Annotated in this window: 21 protein-coding genes and 1 pseudogene; 16 read left to right on the top strand and 6 right to left on the bottom strand. The window is 61.9% G+C overall.

Annotated features, from left to right (window positions below; translation table 11 throughout):
• Positions 1-18 precede the first annotated feature (18 nt).
• The 10 genes and pseudogenes from OKW39_RS34870 (at position 19) to OKW39_RS34825 (ending at position 13250) form a co-directional block, all read left to right on the top strand.
• Positions 19-1596: an esterase/lipase family protein gene (locus OKW39_RS34870; RefSeq protein ID WP_429564709.1), complete on the top strand. Its 1578-nt coding sequence runs from the start codon at positions 19-21 to the stop codon at positions 1594-1596.
• Positions 1593-2669: a T6SS immunity protein Tli4 family protein gene (locus OKW39_RS34865; protein WP_429564708.1), complete on the top strand. Its 1077-nt coding sequence runs from the start codon at positions 1593-1595 to the stop codon at positions 2667-2669. The genes OKW39_RS34870 and OKW39_RS34865 overlap by 4 nt, the downstream gene beginning before the upstream one ends.
• Positions 2670-2681: 12 nt before the next feature.
• Positions 2682-3926 (top strand): hypothetical protein, encoded by a 1245-nt coding sequence (locus tag OKW39_RS34860; RefSeq protein ID WP_429564707.1) that lies wholly within the window; start codon positions 2682-2684, stop codon positions 3924-3926.
• 57 nt (positions 3927-3983) lie between these two features.
• Positions 3984-4304 carry a PAAR domain-containing protein gene (locus OKW39_RS34855; RefSeq protein ID WP_429564706.1) on the top strand — a complete coding sequence of 107 codons (321 nt, stop codon included), beginning with the start codon at positions 3984-3986 and terminating at the stop codon, positions 4302-4304.
• Between the two features lie 121 nt (positions 4305-4425).
• On the top strand, positions 4426-7962 hold the full coding sequence (locus OKW39_RS34850; RefSeq protein WP_429564705.1) for an ImcF-related family protein: 3537 nt from the start codon (positions 4426-4428) through the stop codon (positions 7960-7962).
• Positions 7963-9544, top strand: a pseudogene (gene tssA, locus OKW39_RS34845) (type VI secretion system protein TssA).
• Positions 9545-9567: 23 nt separating this feature from the next.
• Positions 9568-11382, top strand: coding sequence for a type VI secretion system baseplate subunit TssF (gene tssF, locus OKW39_RS34840; RefSeq protein ID WP_429564704.1), 1815 nt, complete (start codon positions 9568-9570; stop codon positions 11380-11382).
• Positions 11379-12488 (top strand): type VI secretion system baseplate subunit TssG, encoded by a 1110-nt coding sequence (gene tssG / locus OKW39_RS34835; protein ID WP_429564703.1) that lies wholly within the window; start codon positions 11379-11381, stop codon positions 12486-12488. Before tssF ends, tssG begins: the two co-directional genes overlap by 4 nt.
• A 13-nt stretch (positions 12489-12501) precedes the next feature.
• Positions 12502-13023: a type VI secretion system lipoprotein TssJ gene (tssJ, locus tag OKW39_RS34830; protein WP_429564702.1), complete on the top strand. Its 522-nt coding sequence runs from the start codon at positions 12502-12504 to the stop codon at positions 13021-13023.
• A 62-nt stretch (positions 13024-13085) separates the two neighbouring features.
• Positions 13086-13250: a hypothetical protein gene (locus OKW39_RS34825; RefSeq protein ID WP_167368729.1), complete on the top strand. Its 165-nt coding sequence runs from the start codon at positions 13086-13088 to the stop codon at positions 13248-13250.
• A gap of 59 nt (positions 13251-13309) precedes the next feature.
• Here the strand turns inward: OKW39_RS34825 and OKW39_RS34820 are convergent, their stop codons facing one another.
• Complete coding sequence (locus tag OKW39_RS34820) at positions 13310-13486, bottom strand: hypothetical protein (RefSeq protein ID WP_429564701.1); 177 nt, start codon at positions 13484-13486, stop codon at positions 13310-13312.
• 62 nt (positions 13487-13548) lie between these two features.
• Here OKW39_RS34820 and OKW39_RS34815 point away from each other — a divergent pair, with 62 nt between their 5' ends.
• The 3 genes from OKW39_RS34815 to OKW39_RS34805 all read left to right on the top strand — a co-directional run bounded on the left by OKW39_RS34815 (position 13549) and on the right by OKW39_RS34805 (position 15847).
• Positions 13549-14193: an IS110 family transposase gene (locus tag OKW39_RS34815; RefSeq protein WP_429564700.1), complete on the top strand. Its 645-nt coding sequence runs from the start codon at positions 13549-13551 to the stop codon at positions 14191-14193.
• Positions 14194-14599: 406 nt separating this feature from the next.
• Positions 14600-15187: a DUF4865 family protein gene (locus OKW39_RS34810; RefSeq protein ID WP_090807840.1), complete on the top strand. Its 588-nt coding sequence runs from the start codon at positions 14600-14602 to the stop codon at positions 15185-15187.
• Between the two features lie 135 nt (positions 15188-15322).
• Positions 15323-15847 (top strand): class I SAM-dependent methyltransferase, encoded by a 525-nt coding sequence (locus tag OKW39_RS34805; protein ID WP_429564699.1) that lies wholly within the window; start codon positions 15323-15325, stop codon positions 15845-15847.
• Positions 15848-15997: 150 nt separating this feature from the next.
• Here OKW39_RS34805 and OKW39_RS34800 read toward each other — a convergent pair whose 3' ends face one another.
• Both OKW39_RS34800 and OKW39_RS34795 read right to left on the bottom strand, forming a co-directional pair.
• A complete protein-coding gene (locus OKW39_RS34800; RefSeq protein ID WP_429364613.1) occupies positions 15998-16993 on the bottom strand; it encodes a PDR/VanB family oxidoreductase in 996 nt (331 codons plus the stop codon).
• Between the two features lie 81 nt (positions 16994-17074).
• The gene (locus OKW39_RS34795; protein WP_090807834.1) at positions 17075-18616 is read right to left on the bottom strand and encodes a Rieske 2Fe-2S domain-containing protein; all 1542 of its coding nucleotides are present in this window, start codon (positions 18614-18616) and stop codon (positions 17075-17077) included.
• 228 nt (positions 18617-18844) lie between these two features.
• Between OKW39_RS34795 and OKW39_RS34790 the strand changes: the two genes are divergently transcribed.
• On the top strand, positions 18845-19531 hold the full coding sequence (locus tag OKW39_RS34790) for a GntR family transcriptional regulator (RefSeq protein WP_429334573.1): 687 nt from the start codon (positions 18845-18847) through the stop codon (positions 19529-19531).
• 48 nt (positions 19532-19579) lie between these two features.
• Here OKW39_RS34790 and OKW39_RS34785 read toward each other — a convergent pair whose 3' ends face one another.
• Positions 19580-20893 (bottom strand): MFS transporter, encoded by a 1314-nt coding sequence (locus OKW39_RS34785; protein ID WP_429564698.1) that lies wholly within the window; start codon positions 20891-20893, stop codon positions 19580-19582.
• Between the two features lie 93 nt (positions 20894-20986).
• Entirely contained in the window at positions 20987-21829 is an 843-nt protein-coding gene (locus OKW39_RS34780; RefSeq protein WP_429564697.1) for a class II aldolase/adducin family protein, read from the bottom strand.
• A 142-nt stretch (positions 21830-21971) separates the two neighbouring features.
• On the opposite strand from OKW39_RS34780, the gene OKW39_RS34775 reads away from it, so the two are divergent.
• Positions 21972-22877 carry a LysR substrate-binding domain-containing protein gene (locus OKW39_RS34775; RefSeq protein ID WP_429333265.1) on the top strand — a complete coding sequence of 302 codons (906 nt, stop codon included), beginning with the start codon at positions 21972-21974 and terminating at the stop codon, positions 22875-22877.
• Between the two features lie 388 nt (positions 22878-23265).
• Positions 23266-25272, top strand: a complete 2007-nt coding sequence (locus OKW39_RS34770; RefSeq protein ID WP_429564696.1) for an FUSC family protein — start codon at positions 23266-23268, stop codon at positions 25270-25272.
• 438 nt (positions 25273-25710) lie between these two features.
• On the opposite strand, the gene OKW39_RS34765 is transcribed toward OKW39_RS34770, so the two are convergent.
• The gene (locus tag OKW39_RS34765) at positions 25711-26307 is read right to left on the bottom strand and encodes a DJ-1/PfpI family protein (protein WP_429333267.1); all 597 of its coding nucleotides are present in this window, start codon (positions 26305-26307) and stop codon (positions 25711-25713) included.
• Positions 26308-26333 lie beyond the last annotated feature (26 nt).

Genomic DNA, 26333 nt, shown 5'->3' with positions numbered 1-26333 from the left:
ACCTGGGAGCCTCACTAGATGGCCACTAATGAACGTATTATTTCCGCCACGATCGCTGACGATGGATCCACGCACTATACATCCGTTACTTCTGCGCCAGACGACAGCACGGCGGTGTGCTACATGATTCCTGACCGGATCATCCCGGTGATCTTTGTGCCGGGGATCATGGGCACCAATCTGAAAGCGGTCAGCGGGACGGACAAAGACAATCCAGTCTGGCTCGTAGATAGCGCAGCCAGTGTTGCGGGCTCATGGATGTGGCGCGGCCCGGAGATCCGCAAGAAAAAACTCGATCCGAAGAATACGGTCGTGTACGAGGACGGAAAGATCCCGTCGGGGACTGCGCAAAGTGAAACGGAGCTGCGCCGACGGGGCTGGGGGACGGTTGGAAACAGGAGCTATGGCAAGTTTCTGCTCATGCTGGAAAATGCGCTCAACGACGCCAGCGAGTGCAAGACCGGCCTTCGGGCGCAACTGATGCACAAACTCGTAGCCACAGCGCCTGGCGTGAGCGTGCTTTTGCACGACGAAGTGGACCTGTCGTATAGATATCAACTTCCCGTTCACGCGGTGGGGTACAACTGGCTTCAGTCTAACGCCGATTCAGCCAAACACCTCGCGGACAAGATCAAGGAATTCAAGGATCACTACACGAAGCTCAGGAAGACCTGCGATAAGGTCATTCTCGTCACTCACTCGATGGGCGGACTCGTCGCGCGCTATTACTCAGAGGTGGATGGACATCGCGATAGCGTGTTAGGGATCGTCCACGGCGTGATGCCGACGACCGGATCTGCCACCGCATATAAGCGAGTTAAGGTCGGCACCGAAGGGGCGGTCGGATTGGCGCTCGGACCGGATGCAGCGACGATGATTGCTGTATTTGCTCAAGCGCCCGGAGCCCTGCAGCTTCTGCCGAGCGTGGAATACTGGATGGGCTGGTTGAAGATTAAGGACGGCGGCAGTCTTGTCTCGAAACCATTGGCAGATCCATACGCGGAAATATACCTGCAGCGCGGAAAATGGTGGGCGCCGGTCAACGACAAGCTGATCAACCCGTTGGATCCGGCAAAGAAAGGCATTGACGCTGACTGGATGAGTTTCGCGGGCTTAATCAATAACGAAGTACAACCGTTCCACGAGGCCATGCGTGGAAAGTTTCACAGCACGACATACGCGTTTTATGGTGATGATGAGCAGCATAAGACTTGGGGTGATGTGGTGTGGAAGAGAACGATCTCGCCCGGTGGTCTCGTCGCCACGCCGGATCAATCGCCGTTAAGTGGTCTGATGGACAAGCAGCCAATACAGGATTCGGGTACCGGAACGCAGACTTTCGATAACCGCGTCAACCAGTGGCACACGCACGAGGAGTTCGTTTTGCAGGACGCATCGGAGCATGGCGACGGCACTGTGCCAATGCGCTCGGGGCGCGCGCCATCTCAGCAGCCGGGTGTAAAGGCCTGTGTGCCTTACCCTAAAGTCGATCATGAGGGAGCATACAAGGAAAAGCCGCAACAACTCTTCGCGTTGTGGGCAATCACCCGGATCGTCATGAACGTCAAGGGGACATCGCTGGAATATAAGCAATGAGACATCGTCTGCGCGTATGGCTATTGTTGTTTCCATTGCTGATATTGATTGCGTGCGGACGTCACCCAGCACATTTGACCGAACAGGAGAAACAGACCGTGAGTGAACTGACAGCAAACCTGAAACCGCGTTGCGTCGGCCGATACCTGATTGATATGCCCGCCGACGCGTTGGTGTCAGGAGATGCCACGGTTCAAGGTGTAAAAATCGGATCGGTAGCGATGTCGCACGAAGCGTATTCGGAAGAGGTTGCAAGCCGTAGGTCAGAATTGAGGGGAACAAAGAGCATTGACCCGTATCCTTTTCTCTATGCTGATGATGCAGTACAGGGGCCAAATACCCACTATTTCATCTATCGGGGCAATCTGAGCGACGGTCCCGCAAGACGTCTGATTGAGGCGTACAAGTGGGATCGGGGATACCGGTTCAAACTCGAAATCGAGGGCAGTGATTACCTTCACCCGGATCAAACCAATAAGCCTTTTGTCAAAGAGCTTGCTGTGAAAAATGATGTCCCGGAAAAAACCCACCTTGTTTTCGACATGATCGGGAAGCTGCGTGGGCGCGTGGACGACGAAGTTCCGTCCGAACCCGGTCTCTGTTTTCAGGGAGGGTTTCTTCCGGGTAAAGCTGGTGATCGCGAGGACGTGGGGTTCCAGTTTGTCCTTCACGACAATCGAGACGTGTACATCGGCTTCGAAAGCGATTCTGGTATTCGGGAAACGACTACGCTGTTGCAGCGTGGTGACCAGATAAACGCAAGCCTGAAATCCCTAGACGGAGGGCGGACCATACGGAAAGGTGTGGTACCTCTTAACGAACTGGCCGCTGAAGAGTGGCTGATGGCGGGAAGAACCTCTCCGAAAGTATTGGGCAATATATTTACATTGGAAGCAAACTCGACGACCAGCAATGCCCAGTCTCCGCTGGTGACGCTGGATATGTCCACCGGTTCTCCCAATGCATTCATGAAGGCGTGGGATATGAAGTCTGCATCCTTGAGCGAAGGCCAGGCCGTCGCCTTGTGGGACGCCGTGTCCCGCACGCTGCGCCCGCGCCCGAACGGGTTCTGAAGGAAGCCGCGGATGCCAGTCGACTTTTCGAAACTGCCGCCGAAGCAGCCCGTGCCAGATAACCCGCCATCGCGGCTTCTCTGGACGGCCGTGTTCTTTGTCATTGTGATTGCCGGAATTTTCGCTGTTCTGCTCTTGTGGCCCAAAGGAGAGCCTACGCAGACGCCCTGGTTCTGGACCTGTCTGGTCGTCTATCCGCTCGGGGTTGCGACCTTCGTTGTACTGCGCCGATACAGCATGTACGAGGGACGCCGCCTCGACGCCATCGCGTGGAACGACGCGTGTGAGCAATACGAAAAGGACATTTTTGACCGGGCCAGTATTCCCGTGGACATCCTCGCATCGGCCTACCGGTTTTCAAACGATAGCGAAGAGAATGAGTTGGGCGGTCTGCTTTCTGGTTCGCTCAAGCTGGAACCGCAGGTTGTGCCCGCTCCGGACACTCCGCCTGTCAGCGCTCGCTGGTTCACTCACCCGGATAGCGACGAGCGTGGAAACAAACACACAAATGACAATATTCGGCAACGCGATGTGCTTCGTTGGGTGTTCGGTGAATTGCTGAACGATGTCGCTGAAGCTGTTGGACGCTTGCCGGATGACCTGAAGCTTTCTACACAGCTTGTGCTCTCCGACACTGCTATGGGGGATGAATCACTTCAGTGCTGGAACAGATTGTGGGCGGACCGCAAGTTGCGTTCGGCACGAACTTCCATTGTGACCGGTGCGATGGACATGATGTGGCTCGACGCGTGGCTTGATCGCATCAGCAAGCGCCAGGATCAGGAAGCACGACTTGTCGTGTTTGTTCGCCTATATCCGCTTCTCGAAAATGCTCCCCCCGCTGGCAGCTCGGAAGCCGCGATTGCAATCTTGCTGGCACCACAGTCACTGACCAGGCAGTTCCGTCTCACGCCTGTCGCTCAATTGCATCGACCGACGCGGACGGACGATCCGTCGATCGATGTTGCCCTGACCAATGCCCTGCGATGGGGGCGCGTATCGCCGACGGAAGTCAAGCGCGTCTGGCAGACAGGGCTTGATGCGGGTACTGCTGGAACGGCAACCAAAGCGTGGGTCAAGGTTGGCATTGCCGTAAAGCCGACAAATATTGACTACATGGTTGGTCTCGCGGGCGACGCCGCACCGTGGTTCGCTGTAGCCTGCGCATCGAAGGCCGCTTCCGTCGAAAATGCCCCGCAACTGACCGTTACCGGCTCAGTGAATGGTTCACGACTCTGTGTCGTTCGTATCTCATGAGTGCGATGCGGCAAAGGCGCCGAAAGAAGGACCATTCTGCCTATCCGCCCGTAGCGGATGGAAACAACGAAAAAGGGAAATCTCATCATGGTAAGACGCTACGACATTCTTAAGGGTGACAAAACAACAGAAGATGGCACGGTTACCGGAGGGGATCCGCTCGACAGGATTGGCGATCAGGAGCAAGCCTACGAAGGTGACGACGTCTGGTGCCCGAAGTGTCAATCAGTTGGTCATATCGTGTGCGACGGTTCACGCCGATCGATGAAGGGACCGGATGGCAGGGAGGGAGCACTGAGTGACGATCTGTGTGTCTGCAAATGCGAGCCCAGTCCACGACTGATTCCCTCCCAATACACGTCCTATGTCGACGCATAGGGGCAATGCAAGCGGCGCGATGGCTTTGCATTGTTGGGCTCATGTCTGTGCGGCTCACCAGGTACGCGACGATACATTCGTCTATTCCGATCGGACTCCACTTCAATTTCACTAATCGTTCATGCTTCGCAAATTTCGGATCGACATCCTGAGCATTGTCTTGCTGGTGGTCTTGCCTGGACTCCTGATCTGGTTCAAGGGAAGCGACTGGTTCGGCATCCACGCGGCCGAAAGGCGGGCCGAGTGGATCGTTGCGTTATGCCTCGTTTTCGTCGTGCTGTTCGTCTGGCTCAGCTATGACGCCTCGTCACGACCCGCGACTGCGGCCCGGCGGGTTCGTTACTGGCTCGCAAGGCAGTTCGGTTCAAAATCGGCGCCAGTTGAAGCTGGGACTGAAGCCGAACGCTCGCGCGCCGAGTCACTGCGCGAATTGCTTCGCGACCGCCACGGGTGGCGTTGGCGTTACCGCGACCGCTGGGTTGTCGTCGCTGGCGACGCACCGCTCGTCAAGCGTCTTGCGCCCGGGCTCGCCGACGCCGGGTACGCGATTACCGGCGATACCGTGCTGCTCTATGCGAAGCAGACCACCGACAAGCTTGATATCGAATGGCTCGACCAGATCCGCCGTCTGCGTCGGCGACGCCCTGTTGACGCGATCGTAGCCCTGACGCGAAACCGCGGTTCAGCCAACGCGCCGTTCGACGCGGAGGGCACCGCACAGCGACTCGCACGTCACGCGCGCGCGCTGCGCTGGGCTGCGCCCGCGTACCTGCTGAATGTCACCGACTTTGGCGGCGAGCAGTCCGGACCAGACGAGGCGATCGGTTTCACCTGGGCGAATGAGCGCACGCGTCCCGACGAGGTCGAAGCGTCGCTGCGCGGACTCTCCGAAAATCTTGCCGACGCTGGAGTCGTGCGCCTCACGCAGGACCCGAACGACCGGTACCCGGCCGAGCTGTCGCGACACATTTCGGAACTCCGCGCAGCATTGTCGGACCTTGTGATGCAGACCGGGGCGTCACGCCTTTGGCGCAATGCGGTCCACGGGCTGCTGTTTGCTCCGCTGTTCAAGGAGCGGGAGGCAACCGCACCCGTTCCAGCTCCTGACGCTGAAGACGGTGATCCCCTTCCGCCGCAGCAAAGGACGATCTGGCAAACGGTCGCCGACCATAGCCGCAAGATTCACGGCCGCCGCGTCGGCTTCTCACTGTCGACCACCGCCACGTGGATGACGACGGTGCTTGTCGGATGCTGGGTCGCTGGCACGATGCTGTCGGGCATGATGAACCGCACGACGATCCAGACGGCCACTGACACGCTCACGAAACTGTCAACGACGCAGGACCGCACGCAGGCGGCGCTCGCGCTCGACAGCCTCGACAGACAGCTCGATACGCTCGAAGTCCGTCAGCGCGACGGCGCACCGTGGACCACACGCTTTGGCCTGAACCGGGACAGCGTGCTGTTGACCGCCGCCTGGCCCGGCTACGAAAACGCCGTCAGCCGCATCCTCGTCGCACCGATCCGCCTGAAACTGGAGGAGCGCCTGCACCAGCTCGCCTCGCTCTCGGATGCGGAAATCGCCAGCGGCGGCAACGCGCAGGTCCAGGCCGCCTACGACACACTCAAGACCTACCTGATGCTCGCGAGGCCGGACCGCGCGGTTGCCGCATTCCTGACGCCGCAGCTGATTGCCACGGCCGTACCAGCGCGCCCGGCCAATTCCCAGCTCACGTCCGGCACGTGGGAAGACCTGCGCCAGCGTGCAATCGCGTTCTTTGCGAGTCACCTGGGGCGCCATGGATCCGCCGGGGACTCATCGCTCGCGATCGTTCCGGATGGCGCACTGGTGGCCACGGCGCGTCAGACCATCATCGGCGTGCGCGGCATCCAGAACTCGACTGACGCGATCTACCAGCAGATCCTCGACGACGCGAAGCCGAAATATCCGCCTGTGTCGCTCGCGACGCTGCTCGGCGATACGAGCAGCAAGGGGCTTTTCAATACCGCGGTGACCGTACCGGGCGTGTTCACGCGCACTGCGTGGGACGAGCGGATCTCGAAAGCCATCGACGACGCGAGCGAGCAGCGCAACGTGACCGGCGACTGGGCGCTCTCAGACGTCCACGCGAGCGCGCCGTCGACCGGCTCGCTGAAAGCCGAACTGCGTCAGCGCTATTTTGACGACTACGCGCGGGCCTGGGAGCTGTTTCTCAACAGCCTGCGCTGGCAACCCGCCCCGACGTTGTCAGGCACGGTTGACCAGCTGACGCTGCTCAGTGATCCGCAGCGCTCGCCTCTTGTTGCCCTGATGAACGCAGTGGTTTATCAGGCAGGCGCGGGCACCGCGACGCAATCGCTGTCCGATACGCTGATCAGCAAGGCGCAGCAGCTTGTCGGCGCCGACGAGAAAGATCCATCGAAGCAGACCCAGCCGCAACTGGCACCGCTGGCCGTGGCCTTCGGACCGGTCCTGCGCCTGACGGGCAGCGACCTGGCTTCCCTGGCTTCGGGCGCGCCCGCAAACACGAAGGCCGCCACGCAGCTGGCGGCCACGGGCGACCTGAGCCTCGCGCGTTATCTCGAACGGGTGAGCGCGATGCGGCTGAAGGCGCAGCAGATGGTCGACAGTGCCGACGCGGACGCGATGGCCCGCTCGGCCGCACAATCCGTGCTGCAGGGCAAGACGTCTGATATCGCCGACAGCCGGGATTACGCGAGCCGTCTGGCTGCGAGCCTCGGCGAGCAATGGGCAGGCTTCGGCAATCTCTTTCAGGCACCGCTCGACCAGACCTGGCAGGTCGTGGTACAGCCGGCCGCGGCGAGCCTGAACGACATCTGGCGCACGGCGATTGTCGCGGACTGGAACCGGACGTTCGGCGGCCGCTATCCGTTCGCCGACTCCGACAACGATGCCTCGCTGCCGGAGATGGCGCGCTTCATGCGTCCGGACAGCGGCGTCATCACCGGGTTCGTCACGACGCAACTGGCCGGTATCGTCGAGCGTCAGGGCGACCGATGGGTGGCGGCCCAAGGAGCAAACCACGGCGCGCTCACACTCGATCCGGGCTTCCTCGCGGACCTGAACAGGCTCACCCGCGTGGCGACCGTGCTGTTTCCATCCGGCGACGCGCATGTGCGCTATGAGCTACGCGCGGTACCCACACCAGGCGTGACCGACATGAAGTTCGTGCTGTCGGGCCGCGAGTTGCACTACTTCAACCAGAAGGAAGAGTGGACGCCGTTTATCTGGCCCGGCGACTCGCTGGAGAATCTCTCGCATATCGAGTGGCAGACCGAGCAGGGCGGGTTGCGCTCGGGGCTCGACGCTCAGGGCAGGTTCGGGCTGATCCGGCTGCTTGAGCACGCGAAGGTGTCGCCGCAGGACAGCGCGCGCTATCTGTTGACATGGACGCCGGACCAGAGCCAGGGCATTCCGCTGCGTGTACAGCTTCGCAGCGAGGCTGGAGCGGGGCCGCTCGACGTGCTCGAACTACGCCACTTCACGCTGCCGCCGCGGATCTTCGTGACCAGCACGGCGAAAGGCGGACCGAAGCTCTCGGCCGTCAATCCGCCGCCACTGCCGCCGTCAGCGATTGCAGCAGCGAAACACGCTGCGATGCCGCTGCCGCATGGCGCGATGCCGGAGGTCGAGTAAATGCTGTCCGGTCTGCTCAAAACCCTGTTTCCTTCGCGTGATGCGGAGCAACTGATGCGCGCGCGTCTCGATGCGTGGGACGCGTGGCTGGACCCGTTACCAGGCGACCACGGTGTGGGTCGCGATCCGGGCTACGAGGATGCGTTCTTCGAACTGAAGGACGAGGCGAACAGGCTCTCCGCCATTGATGACGGCCTGATCGTGCGCTCCTGCGAGCAGCTCACGAAGGAAACCGGCAAGGATCTGCGCGTGGTGGGGTATTACGCGTTCGCGCGACTGCGCCAGGATGGGACGGCTGGCTTCGCGGACGGTCTGGAGCTTGCGGCCGCGCTGGTGGAGCGGTTCGGCGAGGCGCTGCTGCCCGCACGCGCCGAGGCGAAGAAGGGCGCGCTCGATATGCTGGCCACCACCCGCATGATCGATCTGCTTGAGAGCCGCGGCGAGTTCGCGCCGGCCGATCTCGAACGTGCGCTCGCCGCGCTCGATCTGCTCGTGACCCGCACCGGGGTGTGGCCGGAAGCGGCCCGTCCGAACCTGCGCCCCCTCGTGTCCCGTTTCGAGCGCAGCGACGATCCGGCACGCAGCGCGGAACCCGACTCGACCGCGCCGTCCGCTGTGGCAGGTTCCCCTTCAACATCCAGCGCGATCGGCTCCACGCGCGATCTGCTTGACCAGGCGCGCACGATGGCAACGTGGCTGCGTGATCAGGAAAACGGCTACCTGCCTTCCGTGCGGCTCGTGCGCAGCATCCGCTGGGACACACTCCACGAGGTGCCGCCAGCGGATGCGAGCGCACGCACGCGCCTCGTGCCGCCTCGCGGCGAACTTCGCCAGCAGATGAAAACGGCTCGTGCTGCAGAAGCAGTGGCACGAACTGCTGGAGCGCGTCGAAGGGGCGTACATGGAGGGCGTGAACCACCTCTGGTTCGACCTGCAGTACTTCCAGCACGTCGCGCTCGACCACGTCGGTGCGCCCTACAGCACGTGGCGGGAACTGCTGCGCGCCGACTTCGCGTTGTTCCTCGAAAGGTTGCCCGGTATCGAGCGGCTCGCGTTCAACGACGGCACGCCGTTCGCCGACGACGCGACGCTCGAATGGATCGCCCGCCACGCGGTCGTGCGTGATCTCGAGGCGGGCGAAAGCGTTGCACCACTGTCCGTATCCGCTGACAGCGACGATGGTGCTGCTGGCGACTGGCCCGAGATTGAAGCGCAGGCGCGCGACATGGTGGCCGGCGACGGTATCGAGGCAGCCTTCGCATGGCTCGACGCACTGCCTGGCATCCGGACCGAACGCCAGCGCTACCTGCAGCGGCTCGTGATGGCGCGACTCGCCGATCATGCGGGCTGCGCCGATACGGCGATGGCGCTGCTGACCGAACTCGATGCTGCTGCCCGCTCGTTGCCGCTGATGCACTGGGAGCCGGCGCTCATCTTCGAGGTCAAGCACCAGTTGATGCGTGCGCTGAAAGCGGCAAGCAGCCGCAAGGACGCGGACAAGCCGGCGCTCGCGCACCGCATCGGTCAGTTGCGCGACGAGCTGACTGTGCTCGACCCGTCCCGTGCGCTGACGCTGTCATAAGAGAACGAAAATAAGAGAACACCATGGAAAACGAAGATTCGATCCTGCGCTACTACGAAGCCGAGATGCGCTATCTGCGCGAGTCCGGCAAGGAGTTCGCGAAAGCGCATCCCGACCGGGCGCGCATGCTCAACCTCGATCGCGTGGGCGAGCGCGATCCTTATGTCGAGCGCCTGCACGAAGGCTTCGCGTTCCTGACGGGGCGCCTGCAGCAGAAGCTCGACGACGAACTGCCCGAACTGACGGAAGGTCTCGTGAGCCTGCTGTGGCCACACTACCTGCGCATGATGCCGTCGCTGTCGGTCGTCGAGCTGATCCCGCTGGCCGAGACACTGCAGAAGACGGAAAACGTGCCTGCCGGCGTGCCGGTGCGTTCCGCATCCATCGCCGTGCCGCCGGCAGCGGGCGCCGAGGGCACCACGCCCAGGACTGTGCAGTGCCTCTACCGGACCACGCAGGAGGTGACGTTGCAGCCGCTGCGCCTCACGCATGCGGGCCCTACCGTGCGACATGACGGCCGCTCGGTGATCCGCCTCGGATTCTATCTGGACCAGTCTGCGCGACGCGAAGCGACGGACCTGTCCCGTGTGCGCCTGTATCTGAACGCCGATCTGCCGACCGCATTCGCGATGCATCTTGCGCTGACCCGCCAGGTTGATTCGGTTGCATGGCGGATCCCCGAAGTGCGTGATGGCGAGGCGCTGCCACTGGCCGGCGTCACGATCGAGCCGGCGGGCTTCTCAACCGAAGAGCGGTTATGGCCAAAAGCCGAGGCGTCGTTTTCCGGCTACCAGATGCTCCTCGAATATTTCACGTTCCGCGAGAAATTCCTCTTTGTCGACCTGTGCGGACTCGATGTTACGAAGCTGCCGGCGAGCACAACGCGCTTCGAACTGGAGATCGTGCTCAAGCGGGCGTATCCGTCCGACCTGCGTTTCAGCGCGGAGAACGTGCGGCTCTTCTGCACGCCGGTCATTAACCTGTTCGAGCTTGATGCCGCGCCGATCGTGATCGATCACCACGAAACGGAGTACCGGGTCGTCCCGGCCGGGCACCAGGGCGAACATGTCGAAACCTATTCGGTCGACGCGATCGAATCGTTCGACCATGTGACGGCTGAGCGTTACGAGTATGTGCCGTTCGCCACTTTCCGGCATCGCGGCGGCATGCTGCGCCATGAAGCACCCGAGCGCTATTTCCACACCCGCGTGCGGCCAGGCGTGACCGGTCTGCACGAAACATGGGTGATCCTCGGCGGCCACGCGTGGGAGACGATGGAGGATCTGCCCGAGGAGAGCGTATCGCTGCGCGTAACCGGCACGAACGGCATGCTGCCGCGCAAGGGTCTGCGCGAGGCCAGCATTGACGAACTGGCCGCAAGCACGCCCAATGTCGCGGGTGTACGCAACCTGGTGGCGCCGACGTTGCCGCTCTATCCGCCGACCGGCGACCGCTTCCAGTGGAGAGTCCTGTCGCACCTCGCGCCGAACTTCCTGTCGATGATGGACGCGGAAGTGCTGCGGGGCGCACTGGCGCTCTACGACTGGACCAACGACGAGCTGAACCGCCGACGCCTCGCCGGCATCCTGCATGTGTCGGAGGAACTGCTCGAGGAGGTGTCGGGCGGCTCGGTCGAGCGGGGCGTACTGATCGAAGTCACGCTCGATTCGCACGCGTTCGCGGGCGAAGGCGACGTGATGCTGTTCGGCGAACTGCTGCACCGTTTCTTCGGGCTGTATGCGGAGATCAACCTGTTCACGAAGCTCGCCATCGTGAGCCTGCCTTCGCAAACCCGTACCGACTGGCCGCGCAGCAAGGCGCAGCGCGCTCTCCTATGAAACCACGCGAGTTGCCGAATCTTGAACCGCTCGTGGCGTCATTGCTTGCGCGCGCGCCGAAGATGAATTTCATGCAGCTATGCAGGCTGCTCGAAGTGCGCGTACCCGATCAACCCGGCTTCGGCACGCGAGACACGCCGGAGCACGAGCCGGTGAGGTTCCGGCCGAGGCCGCGGCTGGGGTTCCCGGCCGGTGAGATCGTCGCGGTGGAATTCGATGACGGGTCGGACACATTCGGTCCCGATGCGCCGCCGACCGTGCGCACGACCTTCCTGGGCCTGTATGGCGTCGACGCCGCGGTGCCATCGCACATGATCGATGAGATCGTCCTGCGCGAGGAAGGACATGAAGCCGTCGAAGCGTTTCTCGACCAGTTCAACCACCGCTACGTGGCGCTGCTGTACCGCGCCTGGAAGAAGTACCGCTACCCGGAGAGTTTCCAGGCGGGCGGCACCGATGCGCAGTCGCGCAACCTCCTGTGCCTCGCCGGCTTCGGGTGGGGCGGGAAGCCGGCCCGGTCGGGTCTGCCGGATTCACGCGTGCTCGCGCTGCTGGGTCTGCTGGTCCAGCGCACGCGCACGCCCGAGGGACTCGCTGGTGTGGTGGCGCTGGCGGTGCCCGGTGTCGAGGTGCGTGTCGACGAGTTCTGCCCGACGGTCAAGCGTGCCGGACAGCCGCAGCCCCTCACGTCGTCAGGCAGGCTCGCCGGCGCTCAGGAAGACAGCAAGCGCCGCGGACTTGGCGGGGGCTACGTGCTCGGCAACCGCCTCGAGTATCGCAGCCGCGCCGTTCGAGTGACGCTGCGCCCTTCGGACGGTCAGCAGGCGCACGACATGCTGCCCGGCGCATGGCTGCATCGCGAGCTGATGGCGTTCATCCGCCTGTATGTGGGCACGAAGGCCGACGTACACCTGCGGATGGAGGTGTCGTCGCGTCTCGCGCCCGCGCCGTCGGTCGGCACGGCTGCGACCGGCCCGGCACCGCGGCTGGGATGGACCGTCGTGTTGCCGTCTGATGAGGAACGCATCATCACCATTGCGCTCGGCGTCTACGAAGTCTTTCCCACGCCCGGACCGAACCCGCATCTGGTTCCGCGCGCAGCCTGAATCTGGAGAAACCATGCCTTTACGTTTAACCGTGGCCGCCCTCGCGTCAGGTCTGCTGCTTTCCGCATGCGGCGCCTGGCAGTCCGTATCTGATACGACTTCCAGCGCGTATCACTCGGTGTTTTTCAGGCAGGTCAAGGTGCTTGACGTCGACCTGACCGCGCGTGCCGAGCTGAATCCGGATGACGCGGGCCGTTCGACGTCACTCGCGGTCCGCGTCTATCAGCTCAAGGATCGAAAGCTGTTTGACGGCGTGTCCTACGACGATCTGCTGAAGAACGACAGGACCGTACTCGCGCAGGACCTTCAGGCCAGTATGGCAGCCGTCGTCAATCCTGGCGCGTCGGTCAGCCTGTCTCAGCCCATGCAGGCAGACACGAAGTACGTGGCGATCGTCGCGTTCTATCGCAATCCCGGCAATGGCGATGGCTGGAAATACGTGATCATAAAGAAGAATATGTCTGCCGATGCCCCGCTGAAGCTCACGCTGATGGATCAGGAACTGGTCGCATCCGGTGATCGCCAGAAGGACTAGCCGGAATGACACGACGTCCGGAAGTGTCTGTGCTTAACGTGTTTGCATGACGGGGCGGCCCGATGAAGACGCTTCGCGAACTGCAGCAGGAACTCGACCAGCTGGATGTTGACATCCGGCTCGCCCGTGAACACGAAACCGGATCGGGAGGTCCTGCGAAGTCGACAGCCCGGCGGACCCGACCGATCGCGACGGCGGTCGGCCGGTCAGGCTGCACAAAAGGCTGATGGCATGGACTCCCGCCCCCTTGGGGGCGACATTTACCTCACCAATTCCCGGGAGAACGTCAATGCCTGCACTTACCATTGGTCTGGATATCGCAAAGAACGTGTTTCAGGTTCATGGCGTCGATCGTCATGGCAAGACCGTTGTGCAGCGGAAACTTCGCCGAGCTGAGGTGTTGAAGTTCTTCGCAAAACTGGAATGCAGTCTGGTTGGTATCGAGGCCTGTCACGGCTCCCATTTCTGGGCCCGTGAGCTGCGATCAAGAGCGCTGAACAGCAGTCGCTGCAGTCGGTTCATCGCATGCGCCAACGGCTCATCCTGGAGCGGACAGCGAAATCGAATCAGATCCGGAGCATGTTTGCTGAAGAGGGGGTGATCTTCGCGGTCGGGCTTCCGCAATTGAGAAAGGGAGTGGTTGAGCTCGTCAACAATCCCGATGCCCACATTACCGCATTGCTCAGACGGCTTGGCTCGATGTACCTCGAGCAACTGAAGGCACTGCAGCAATGGCTCGACGAACTTACTGCCGAGATAGCGGAGATCTTCAAGAGCAATGAAGCTTGCCAACGGCTCGCTACCGTTCCAGGAATCGGGCCAGTGATCGCGACCGCGCTCGTCAGCAGTGTCGGTGATCCGTCCCAGTTCAGGAACGGCCGGCAGTTTGCGGCCTGGCTGGGGCTGACGCCGAGGCAAAAATCAAGCGGAGGCAAAACCAGGTTAGGCGGTATCACAAAACGCGGCGACACCTATCTGAGAACCCTGCTTGTACAGGGCGCCCGCGCGGTCATGCACTTCGTGAACCGTCGCGACGATCGGCACAGTCGCTGGATCAAGGCTGTGATGCAACGCCGCCACGTGAGCATTGCTGCGATCGCCCTGGCGAACAAGACAGCGCGCATTGCATGGGCAATATTGACAGGTAACGGCTGCTTCCGAGGTGTGTAACAGGCAACAGATATTGAGTATTGCTTTATTTCTTTCGCGATTGCGCAAGAAGCGGCAAGCATGGCGAACCGGTCGGACCGGCGCTTGCAGATCCTGATATATCCGGCGACTGCAGTACGAAGCCAGAAGGCCGATGAGGAGCAAGCGCGCAAATTTCCATGATGGCTCGTTCAGCAGCAAGCACATCAGAAGCCGAATGTACGGACGCAGTCGTGCCCCCTTCAAAGCGTCTTCGCCGGAAAGTCGCTCTCTTGCTTTCATCGATCTTTCGGCCGTTCTGGCTTCAAAGAAGCCGTTGCAGCTAGACTGGGCCGAACGGCAGCTCAGGGTCAGCGACAACCGCGGGCGGCGGCACCCTCGCAATGGATGTCGCTCGCCTGGTTGTAGCAAAATCTGGAGCCCCACCATGTATGCGATGCATTATGAAATCACCTTGCCCGCCGACTACGATATGCAGATCATCCGAAATCGCGTCGCGGACCGCGGGCACATGACCGACACGTTCGCTGGCCTTGGTCTCAAGGCTTACCTGATCCGCGAGCGCGACAAGGCAGGTGCGACGCTCAACCAGTATTCGCCGTTCTACTTGTGGAATGACACCGTTGGTATGAACCGTTTCCTGTGGGAAGGAGGCGGTTTCCAAGGCATCGTCGAATCGTTCGGACGGCCCGTCGTGCTGACATGGTCGGGCCTCCTGTGCCAGCGCGGACCGGCGTCCGGCGTATTGCCTTGCGCGGCGACGCGGGAGCGAGTGGTCGTTCCTCGCGAAGCCGATCTCGCGCAGGCCGCGCGAGATGCGGTCGCTGAGGTCGAGCGTATCGCACGGCATAGTAGTGTGATCGCCAGCGCCTGTGCGATTGATCCGCGCTCCTGGGAGCGTGTCACCTTCACGGTTTGGGCCGACACACCAGAAGCAGTTGTCCCAGGCGAACGCTACGAAGTGCTGCACTTGTCGCGCCCAGGCTTCGATGAACTGGCGCCGTCAACAGAATAGATAGCGCCAGCAGCCTAACGTTTCGTCCAGTCGGCGACCGCATTCAATTGCCGTCGGGCAGGCTACGCTGAGAACGCTCAATCTCTCATCGAGCAATGGCAGGACATCTCATTTGAGAACAGCCACAGGCCCGTCATGCATCTCTTGCCGATGCCCCCGGCCCACATTCTTGACGTTGGCGCCGGTATCGGAACCGATGCAGCTGCGTTAGGAGCTATGGGGCATACAGTTATGGCCGTAGAACCAGTGGACGCGTTGCGCGTCGCAGGAATTGGGCTGCATTCGTCTTCCCGGATTGAATGGGTGGACGACAGTCTGCCGGATCTCATGTCTGTACGTTCGCGACGAAGAGAATTCGACTTGGTGATGCTGTCCGCCGTTTGGATGCATCTGGACGAAGACGAGCGTTGTCAGGCGATGTCGACCGTCAGCTCCTTGCTGCGGGAAGGTGCGATGGTGGTGATGTCTTTACGTCACGGTCCAGTCCCCGAAGGACGCCGAATGTTTGATGTTTCGGCAGCAGAGACCATTCGGTTAGCAAGCGCCCATAGCTTCAGGACTGTGCTAAATGTCCGGACCGAATCCACCCAACGAGGAAATCAGCGGACGGGTGTGACCTGGAGCCGGCTCGCCTTTGTCAAAGGTGGTGGGCAAGATTAGCTTCGATCCCTTCCATCGGCGGTGTCCGGCCATCATCAGCCTTTCGTCCGTGCGTGAGAAGAGACATACGAAGGTCGGCTTCATATCCGACAACGGCCCCTTGCGCTCGAGAGGCTACAGCTCCATCGCGAGTCTAATCGAACATCTCGGCTAAAGATCGAGCACCAGTACCTTGCTTCTCGCGCGCGATACGCAGGCCGTCAGGAATTCGGCCTTCTCGTCGTCGTTGAGAATGCAGTCGTTGTGCTCAACTTCCCCGGACAGATACCGCACCTTGCATGTCCCGCACAGCCCCGCATGACACGATGTTTCGATTGTGACGCCCGCTTGTTCGAGTGCGTCCGCGATGCTCTGATCGTTCGCGACTTCGATCATCTGTCCCGTGCTCGCGATCTTCACGCTGAACGTGTCCGCCACATCGTTCGCCGCTCTCGCGGGTTCGCTTCGCCCCGGCGCCTTGAAGTGCTCGAAGTGGACGGTGCCGGCGGGCCAGTGCGCGCTCGCATCCGCGCATGCCTGCATGAAACCAGCCGGACCGCAGTAATACACGTGCACGCCGTGCGACGGCTCGCTCAGCAAGCGGCGGATGTCGAGCCCCGCCTTCGGATCACCGCCGTCGAAGTGAAAGTGCACGCGGCCGTTCACGCGCATCGGCTCGAGTTCCCCGGAAAGCGCGGCACAGTCCGCATCTTTCGCGCAGTAGTGCATTTCGTATTCGATGCCGGCGTCTTCCAGCCAATGCGCCATCGACGTGAGCGGCGTCACACCGATGCCGCCCGCGATGAGGATCACCCTGCGCGCATCGTCGACGAGCTGAAATTGGTTGCGCGGACGGCTCACGCGCACGATGTCCTGCACATGCACGCGCTCGTGCAGCGCTCTCGATCCGCCACGGCCGCGCTCGTCGCGCAGCACGGCGATCACATAGCGATGGCGCTCGTTGGGTGCGTTGCACAGCGAATACTGGCGCACGAGGCCGTCGCCGAGATGGATGTCGATATGAGCGCCGGCAGTGAAAGCCGGCAACTCGGCGCCGGACGGATCGACCAGTTCGTAAGAGTTGATGCCTTTGCCTTCGAAACGAACCTGTCGCACGAGCAACTGGAGCGTGCTGCCGTCGGAGTTCGATGTCTGTTCGCTTGCCATTTTCCTGATCCCTCATATGTGCTGCCGAATCCCGATTCGCCGCACGAGGCGCGCAACGCGCCCCTTGCTTGTCGTGGCGCTTCAGTTCTTCATCGATTGTTCGAGTTCCTCGAACTTCTCGCGCACGAACACTGCGCGTTCATCCGCCTTTAGCCGCTCGCTCTCGTTGAGGATCGAGACGATCGTCTTCGTGACCTTGCGGCGCCGCGCGACTTCTTCTTCGACCGTGTCGCCTTCGGGAATCTCGAACACGTTGCCCGAGCAATAGCTGTTGGGTGCGCCCGCGTTCGCACGGAACCACTCGGCGAAGCTCTGCGCCGATGCCGCCGGATTCGTGCCGCGCAGCGCATCGCGTAGCAACTTGCGAAAGAGGAAGAGGCCGGCGTCGAACTTCGTCGGGTTCTCGAGCGCGTGCACGGCGATCGGTCGCTGGCTGATGATCGCTTCGTAGTCGCCGGGCGCGTATTGCGCGGCCTTGTAGTTCTCGCGCTCGCGATGATTCGGCGGAATGGGCGGCAGATCCTCGAGCTTGTATTCGCCGAAGCGCTCGGGGCGCCGCATCGCGACCTGTCCTTCGAGAAAGTCGATCGACTCATAGCCGACGAGTTCCTTCTTGCCGACGCCGCGCGTATCGATGCCCGGGCCCATCACGCGCCAGCCGATCATCTTGCTGTTCTCGTCGTCGACGGGAACGGTCCAGCGGATGATGTGAAAGCGGCTGAACAGCTTCTTCTTCGATCCGTCTTCCGACGTGTACGCATGCAGGCTCAGATTCGGCAGCACCTGATGTTGCACGCGCACGAAGAGCCGGTCCTTGTCGACTCGACGCGCGCCCGCGCAGGCGAGGCTGCGGCCCTGCTGCACCGGCACGAAGTGCATGTCGGGCGCGACTTCCATTGATGCCGCGCCGACCTCGTCGAATGTCGTGCCCTGGTACTGCCCATTCACGACATTCTTGCCGGCATGCAGCGCGGTGGGGTGATAGTTGTCGGCGGCGTTGTCCTGCACCTGCAGCCAATTGCAATGCTGGAAGTTGCTGTACGGCACAAGCTCGTCGCCCGGCAACACCGTGAAGTCGCCTTCCCATTCGGGAAAGGGCGGCTCGGCATCGGGCGGTCCCATGTACGCGAACACGAGGCCGTTGCGCTCGACCGCCTTGTACGCACCCTGCTGGATCGAGCACGCGAATTTCTCGGCTTCCTTCTCTTCGCCCTTCGGAAACGGCACATGCAGGCATGTGCCGTCCACGTCGAACACCATGCCGTGATAGCAGCACCGGATGCCGCGCTCCTGGATCGCGCCGTATTCGAGCGACGCGCCGCGGTGCACGCAATGCGCATGCAGCACGCCCACGCGCCCGCTGCCATCGCGAAACGCCACCAGTTCCTCGCCGAGGATCTTGAGATAACGCGGTGTGTCCGTCAGTTCGATCGACATGCACACGGGATGCCAGAACGCGCGCATGAACTCGCCCATCGGTGTGCCGGGGCCGGTCTCGGTGAGCTCGGGATCGTGGCCAGGCACCTTGCTTGTGTAGTAACCGCCATATGGAATCAGCTTCTTTGACACGACATTGCCGCCGCTCGTCTTCTGTCCTTCCAGCTTGTCTTCCTTGATCGTCATCGCAAATCCTATTTTGAGGTGGTGGAGTTGTCAGTCGCCGGCACTTTGAACGCCGAACTCGATATTCAGAACACCGTACTCTGTATCCAAAGATTAGTCGCGCGATACGGCGATGTCTCTATGGGTAAACGCGGAGATTCACCTTTTCCGCTTCAGCGCCGGACATTGACGCTCCCGCGGTGCGGTTATACCCTTGCCGTATTCTGTATCCATAAGCGAGCTTTGATCATGGCGACGAAACTGCTCAAGCTTCAGGCGCGCACCGACTACGTGGACGAGGTCTACAAGGTGCTGCTCGATGCCATTAGCTCTGGGACGCTCGCGCCCGGGACGCGCATCACGCAGGAAGAAATCGCCGAGCAACTTGCGGTGTCGCGCTCCCCGGTGTTGCAGGCGCTGCGCTTGCTCAAGAAGGACGGGCTGGTGCAGGACGCGCCCGGTCGGGGTTTGCTCGTGACTCCGCTCGACGCGGCCTGGATCAGCCATCTCTATGAAATCCGCGGCGCGCTCGACTCGCTCGCCGCGCGTCTTGCCGCCGGTCGCGGCGCGAAGCTGGACAAGGCATTGATCACGAACGGCCGTCGCGCGTCGAAGGCCGACGACGTGAAGGCGATGATCGATGCCGACATGGCGTTCCACGCCGCGATCTATGCCGCGTCGGGCAATCCGCTCATCGTGGAGACCGCGCAGATGCACTGGGTCCATCTGCGACGGGTGATGGGCGCGGTGCTGCAGTCGTCGGGGCAGCGCCAGGCGATCTGGGACGAGCACGCAGCCATTGCCGCGGCCATCGCCGATGGCGACCCGCTGCGCGCGACGGAACTGACCGATCTTCATACGACTCGGGCGCGGCAGAATCTCGTCGAGCGGCTCGGGCAGGTGCTGAGCGATCGGCAGGAAGAAAAAGTGAGCTGATGCGATGATCCCGCGATCGCGGGATCTTTGCGTGGAGCGGGACTTCGCTCAAGCCCGCTTGCGCCGGCCGTTCACGAGTGCGGCCGGCACGGTGAAGACGAGCACGCTGCCGATGATCAGGCTCGCCGCCAGCCCAAGTACGCCGTTGCCGGTCGATCCCGTGCCTGTCTGAATCAGCCCGATCACGTAAGGGCTCACGACACCCGATACGCTGCCGACCGAATTCGCCAGCGCAAGCCCCGCCGCCGCGGCGGCGCCGCCCAGGATAGCGGGCGGCAACACCCAGAACTGCGAAATTGTCGTCATCACGCCCATCGTGCCGATCGTGAGGGCGATCATCGCGATTGGCGTCGAATGGGCGAACGCGACGCTCGTGCACAGTCCGGCCGCTCCGACCACCCCGGGCAACGCGAGATGCCAGCGCCGCTCGCCGCGGGCGTCCGAGCTCTGACCGACGAGCAGCATGGAGACGGCCGCCGCCGCGTAAGGGATCGCGGAAAGCAGGCCGATATTGAGCGGATCGGCCACGCCGCTCGCCTTGACGAGCGTGGGCAGCCAGAAGCTTACGCCGTACAGGCCCATCGTGAAGAAGAAGTAGATCGCACTCAGGAGCAGCACCTTCGGATGCGTCAGGCCGTCCTTCACCGAATGCAGCGCGTGAGCCGGCTCTTCGTCCTTCAGGCCGGCTTCGAGCATGGCTTTCTGCGAGTCTGTGAGCCACTTCGCATCGGCGAGCGTGTCGTCGAGATAGAAGAACGCGACCAGCCCGAGGATCGCGGTCGGAATGCCTTCTATCAGGAACAGCCATTGCCAGCCCGCCAGCCCGTGCGATGCATTCATATGATTCATGATCCAGCCTGACAGCGGCCCGCCGACGACTCCCGACATCGGAATGCCCGTCAAGAAGAGCGCGGTGACCTTGCTGCGGCGCGAGGCCGGGAACCAGTACGTGAGATAGAGCAGGATCGCGGGGATAAAGCCCGCTTCGGCGACGCCCAGCAGGAAGCGCATGATGTAGAAGCTCATCGGCGTTCTGACGAACATCATGCTCGCCGAGACGATGCCCCAGGTGATCATGATGCGGGCGATCCAGCGGCGCGCGCCGACGCGCAGCAGGATCAGGTTACTGGGCACTTCGAAGAGAAGATAGCCCACGAAGAAGACGCCGGCGCCCGCGCCATAGACCGCGTCGCTGAACTTGAGCGCTTGCAGCATCTGCAGCTTCGCGAAGCTCACGTTGATTCGGTCGAGATACGCGCATAGATAGCACAGGAACAGAAACGGCAAGAGCCGCCATGTCACCTTCGCATAGGTGGACGACTCTCTGCCCTGGTAATACGCAACCGGACTGGGGGAACTCATTGTGGTGTCTCCTGGTGTTCAGGTTGCAGCGCAACGCTGCGTTTTTTAGCGCTCGTCTCGCGTTGTCGCCGTGCTCGGACTGCTTCAAAGGAATCAGTCGAACATGTCCGGCTGCGTGGCGACGAGGTCGTCCCAGATCGCCTGAAAGTGCAGCCAGCCGATGTAGTCGCTGCCGACGTGCTCGCGGCTGTAGCGCGCGCGTTCGGGGGTGACGAGCTTGGGTGCGATGCCGGTCGACTCGACCAGCAGTTGCTGCTGGCAGCACCGTTCGAGCGCGATGAACCAGAACGCCGCCGATTCGATGCTGTGCCGGCTTGCCGTCAGAAGCCCGTGATTCTGGTGGATCGCGGCCTTCACGTCCTTGAATGCGTTCGCGACCTTGTGACCCGCCTTCACCTCGACGGCTACTTGTCCTGCCTCGTCGCCGATCACGACGTGATCCTCGTAGAACGCCGCGGCGTCCTGCGTGATCGGCTCGAGTTGCCTGCCGAGCGACGCGAACGCGGTGCCGTAGACCGTATGCGCATGGCACATCGCGACGATGTCCTGGTGCATCTCGTGCACGGCCGCATGCAGCACGAAGCCCGCGCGGTTGATTGCATGGCGCCCCTCGACGACGTGCCCTTGATGGTCCGCGCAGATCAGGTTCGAGACCTTCACTTGCGAGAAGTGGATGGCCATCGGATTGGTCCAGTAAAGGCCGGGATTCTCGGGATCGCGCACGGTCAGATGTCCGGCGAAGCCGTAGTCGAACCCTTGCTGGGCGAACGCGCGACAGGCGCCGACCAGCCGTTCCTTCACATGCTGCCGCTGCGCGGCGGGATTCGAAAATGAAGGAAGCTCCGGAAAGATGAGTCCTTCCTGCTCCGGCTGATAGATCGAAACCTTGCCGTCCTTGATCAGCGCCTGCGGCCGCGTTTCCATCACTGTTGCCATGGGTCGACTCCTTTTTGAAGTGAGGTTTGAACCGGTCGAAGCGGATTGCTTCGATGGGTCCTATGGTCGCGGTCGCTGCCGTCATTGACAAACGATGGCTGTTCATACAAAGATGAACCACATTCATGTTTCGGTGAAAGACATGAGACGAATTCCCAATTTCGTGCTGCTGCGCGCCTTCGAAGCGGCCGCGCGGCTGGAGAGCTTCACGCTGGCGGCCGAGGAGCTGCATCTGACGCAGTCCGCGATCAGTCATCAGGTCAAGGAGCTCGAAGAATATTTCGGCCGGCCGCTGTTTCATCGACGCAATCGGCGGGTGGAAGCGACATCGGAAGGACGGCGCCTTTATGAGAGCCTCGGACGCGTTTTCGATGTGATCGAGGCTGCATGCAGCGAGGTCGCGCTCGCGCCCGATGCGCAAGTGCTCGCGGTGCACAGCGCGCCGAGCTTCGCCGCCAAGTGGCTCGGTCCGCGCCTGCCTGAATTCACGCAGGCGCATCCGGGCGTGACGATCCGTCTGTCGTCCGGTCCCGAGCCGATCGACCTCACCCGGGTGCATGAAGTCGATGTCGCCATCTCATACGCGGTCGCACACGAGCGCGCGGGCATCGTGACACGCGCGCTCGGCGCAGAACGCATCGTGCCGATGTGTTCGCCTGCGCTCGTGCGAAGCGGCGTTCCCATCGAGAAGCAGATCGGGGAAATGACGCTGATCGATTCCCAGCTCAGCCGCGTGACGTGGTCCGACTGGTTCGCGCTCAACGGACTCCCGTTCCCGTCGCGGGCGCGGCCCTCGTTCGATCGTGGGGCGCTCGCGATCTCCGCCGCTGTCGATGGCATGGGCGTCGCGCTCGAAACCACGCGTCTCGCCGAGCGCGAGTTGTCGCGCGGCGAACTGGTTGAGCTGGGCGCGGAGGTCTTCGAGCCGGTCTCCCGCGAGACGCATTTTCTGTCGTATCGCGTGAACGAGCGCAACACGGAGAAGGTGAAGTGCTTCTGCGACTGGTTGTGCGAGGAGGTGGGACTCGATGCTGCGCGCATCGCTTAATGCTGAGATCGAGTCTCCTTCTCCGGCTTCTCTAGAGAGGTCCGCGATCGCATATTCGATGAACATACGCGCGGCGATCCTCGTAGCCCGCCGCAGAGGAAGACTGCGTGGATTCTAAATGGGCTAGCCGCCCGGCCGCCCAAAGCTGATTGCGTGTACGTCTCCTCCGCATTGGCGGATTCAACCGGTCGATGCAACACAATGAACGTCGCATGAGCGGCGGGAGTGTTGCAAATGAAACAGAGGCGCCAGTCGCATAGGCGAAAAGCAGACGTTCACAGCGCGGAGTCGGCGGCTATCTCAGCGCGCTGGCAGCGTGAATCCGGGAAGCGCCCATTTCCTGGGCCTTGTCCTCCAGCAATCAACGTTCGAGAGCAGCAAAGGTGCGATGACAATAATAGGTAAGCTCGTATCCCTGGTAAGCCGTCGGACCTTGCGGGCTGAAGGTCATGTCTTCGCCATAACGCCCGAGCGCATCGGGATTGCGGAAGGGATACACGCTGCGCTTGCGATGGCGCCAATGCTCTGTGCCGCGGCGATTCTCGGTCGTTCGGATATCGCTTTCGGAGCCGTCGCGGCGTTCTGGAACTGTCTCTGCGATCCGCAAGGGTCCAGGTCACAGCGCCTGAAGGCGATGGCCATCTTCACGGCCATGGGTGTTGTCGTCATGCCGCTGGCGTCCTATGCCGCGCATTGGGGCTATGCCGTCAGCATTGTCACCCTGTTTGTCCTGGTCTTCCTTTGTGGACTGACACGCTCCTACAAGCCCTCGCTCGGGCCTATGCCGGCGCAGGCGGGGTTGGTTGCCTCGCTCGCGGTCGTGATCGGAATTGCGTCGCCCGAGCCGCTTGCCGTTGCACTCGCTCATGGTGGCTATTTTCTGCTCGGGTCAGCCTGGACCATGCTGTTTTGCATCTTCCTCTGGCCCGTCCCGTTCCCACAGTCCGCGGGCTTCACGCTCGCGACGATCTTCGGCAGGCTCGAGGACATGGCCGGTTTTTTGGAGTCGCTGGATTCGCGGCCTGGAATGGATGTGCAGGGCTGGACCGAGTTCGATACCGTTCATCGTCGCGGGGTGCGCATGTCGATCGAGCGCGGCAGGGCATTGGCGGCGCATGATGTTCGCACCGGCCCTGATCTCGGGCCGGGCGTCGATGCCGCGGGCAGGGTGTTTTCCACGCTGATCGCAATCGGTCATGCCCGCCGCAACGCAGCGATTGCCGACGACGATGGATCGCGGCAATTGCTCCAGGGCCTGCGACAGTTGCTGCAAAGCGTGGCCGCGCAGGCACAGCAAGAACTGCCCATTGCCGATACGCTGGTAGCGCAAGCACACGCATTGTTGCGGCAGACGGCTGAACGGACGGACCAAACGGCAAGCGCCGTTGCCTTTGCGGCAAGGGCCATCGCTCGGCTCGCGGACGGGCGACACGCGCTCGCAATGGACCCCGAGACGCCCGCGCCTGCCGCCGCTCGCGCGGTCAAGATTGAAAGGCTGGTCTGGGACCATGCGCTGAGGGTGGCTGTCGCATCGGTGCTCGCTTTCATGATCGGCACATCGCTGAGTGTCACGTTTGCATACTGGGGCGTGATCGCTGCAATCGTCGTGACCCAACCGGTTTCCGCCAATACATGGTTGCGCGTGCTGGAGCGTGCATGCGGCAGCCTCATCGGCGCAACGATCGCCGCTGTTCTTCTGACGAGTCTGTCCGGTCCGGTTGCGGTGACATTGGCAATCTTGCCGCTTGCCGCGGTGACCGTCGCATTGAGGTTGGTGAACTACGGTCTGTTCGTTGTCTTCCTGACGCCGATGTTCATGCTGATGTCGGATTTCATCCATCCGGCGGAGGGATTGATTGTCGCTCGTCTTACCAATGAATTCGTCGGTGCCTGCGTAGGCGTGGCGGCGAGCTTTCTTCTCTGGCCGCCGAGGGAGAGTAACGCGCTGAATGCCGTGATCTCAGCCGCGATTTCGGCCAACATGGCATTCGCGTCCGCCGCGCTTCGGATGGCTGGAGGATCGACCGCCACCCTCGATCGCCTCCAACGCGAAGCCGGTCTGGCCAGCTCACGGCTTGAAGTTGCGAGAGAACGTATGCTCCTGGAGGGCCAGCGGCGATCTGCGCGGCTCGAAGAACTGCGGAACCTGACCGTCGCGGTGCGGGTGGTTTGCGGCGCCGCCGCGGTGATCGAAGTCCTTCGGAGCGGGGAACCGGACGCACATGACCGGGAAAGGGCCAATCGCTACGATGAGATGACCGCCACACTGCTGGAAGCCCTGACGTCGAGGGAAGCGATGCCACTGAATCAGTCTTTTGAAACGCCGGCAGATGACCTCGAACAGGCGATCCAGCATCTCGTGAGCGCATTTGATAGTTACGTGGGAACCGTATAAGAACGCCAGCGAGCCCCTGTTTGACCGCGGCCTTGCGTCGGAGAATTTCCGCGTTTTCATGACCGTATTCTTTCAAGAGAAATGACGGCAAGTCCGCGCTCGTTAGCATAGTCGCTAGAGCAGATGCTCACAGTTCCACGTGACAATTGACGACCGTGCACTGCAATTGAAAACGATCTATACACCAGCGTCGACCGGCCGGTATTGGTCGGAGCCCCTTACCGCGCGAGCGGTTTCGCTCGTTTTGGCCCCGACATAAGCCGCAAAAAGCGTCACACCGACCACGAGCCCTGCGATGAGCAACAAAGAAACAGGCCGGTATGCGGCAGCGCACTCCATTGCAGAACGGTCGCTACGACAGAAAATATCGCGAAGGACCACAGACCGGACTCCAGCAATGTCGGCTTTGAAGGACGTGCGAAGCGCCTCTGTTTTGCGTCAGATGAATGGCGCGATGTTCGCCATCGCCCGCGTCACGTAGATCTCCCTCTCGCCAACCGGGGCGACATGCTGCATCGCGGCGCGCGCAGCCTCGACGCCCTCCAGACGCGCGATCACCCACACGGCCAGATACTGCGAAGCCAGGCACCCGCCTGCCGTCGCGACATTCCCCTTCGCCACGAACGGCTGATTGAGCACCGGCACGCCCGCCTTTTCGACCCACGGTTTGGTAGTCAGATCCGTGCAGGCCGGAACGCCATCCAGCAGGCCCAGTTTCGCGAGTATCAGCGTGCCCGAGCATTGCGCGCCCAGCAGTTGGCGCGTCGGATCGAGCCGCAACTGCGACATCAGCGCGGCATCGGCGGCCACTCCACGTGTCTGTATTCCACTGCCGACCAGCACCGCGTCGGCCTCGCAAGCGTCCTTCAGCGACGCTTGCGCCTCCAGGACCACTCCGTTCATCGAACGGATCTTCGCCGCTGGGCTGGCAATCGATACCTGCCAGCCCGGCTTTCTGACCCGGTTAAGGATATTCAGCGCGATTAGCGAGTCGAGTTCGTTGAAGCCTTCAAAGGTCAGAATGGTGATGTGCATGACGTCCTCGGGCAGATGGAGAGGTT

It is taken from the genome of Paraburkholderia sp. MM6662-R1, assembly GCF_050436245.1.
GTDB lineage: Bacteria > Pseudomonadota > Gammaproteobacteria > Burkholderiales > Burkholderiaceae > Paraburkholderia > Paraburkholderia tuberum.
This window is presented reverse-complemented; position numbering and strand designations above follow the sequence as displayed.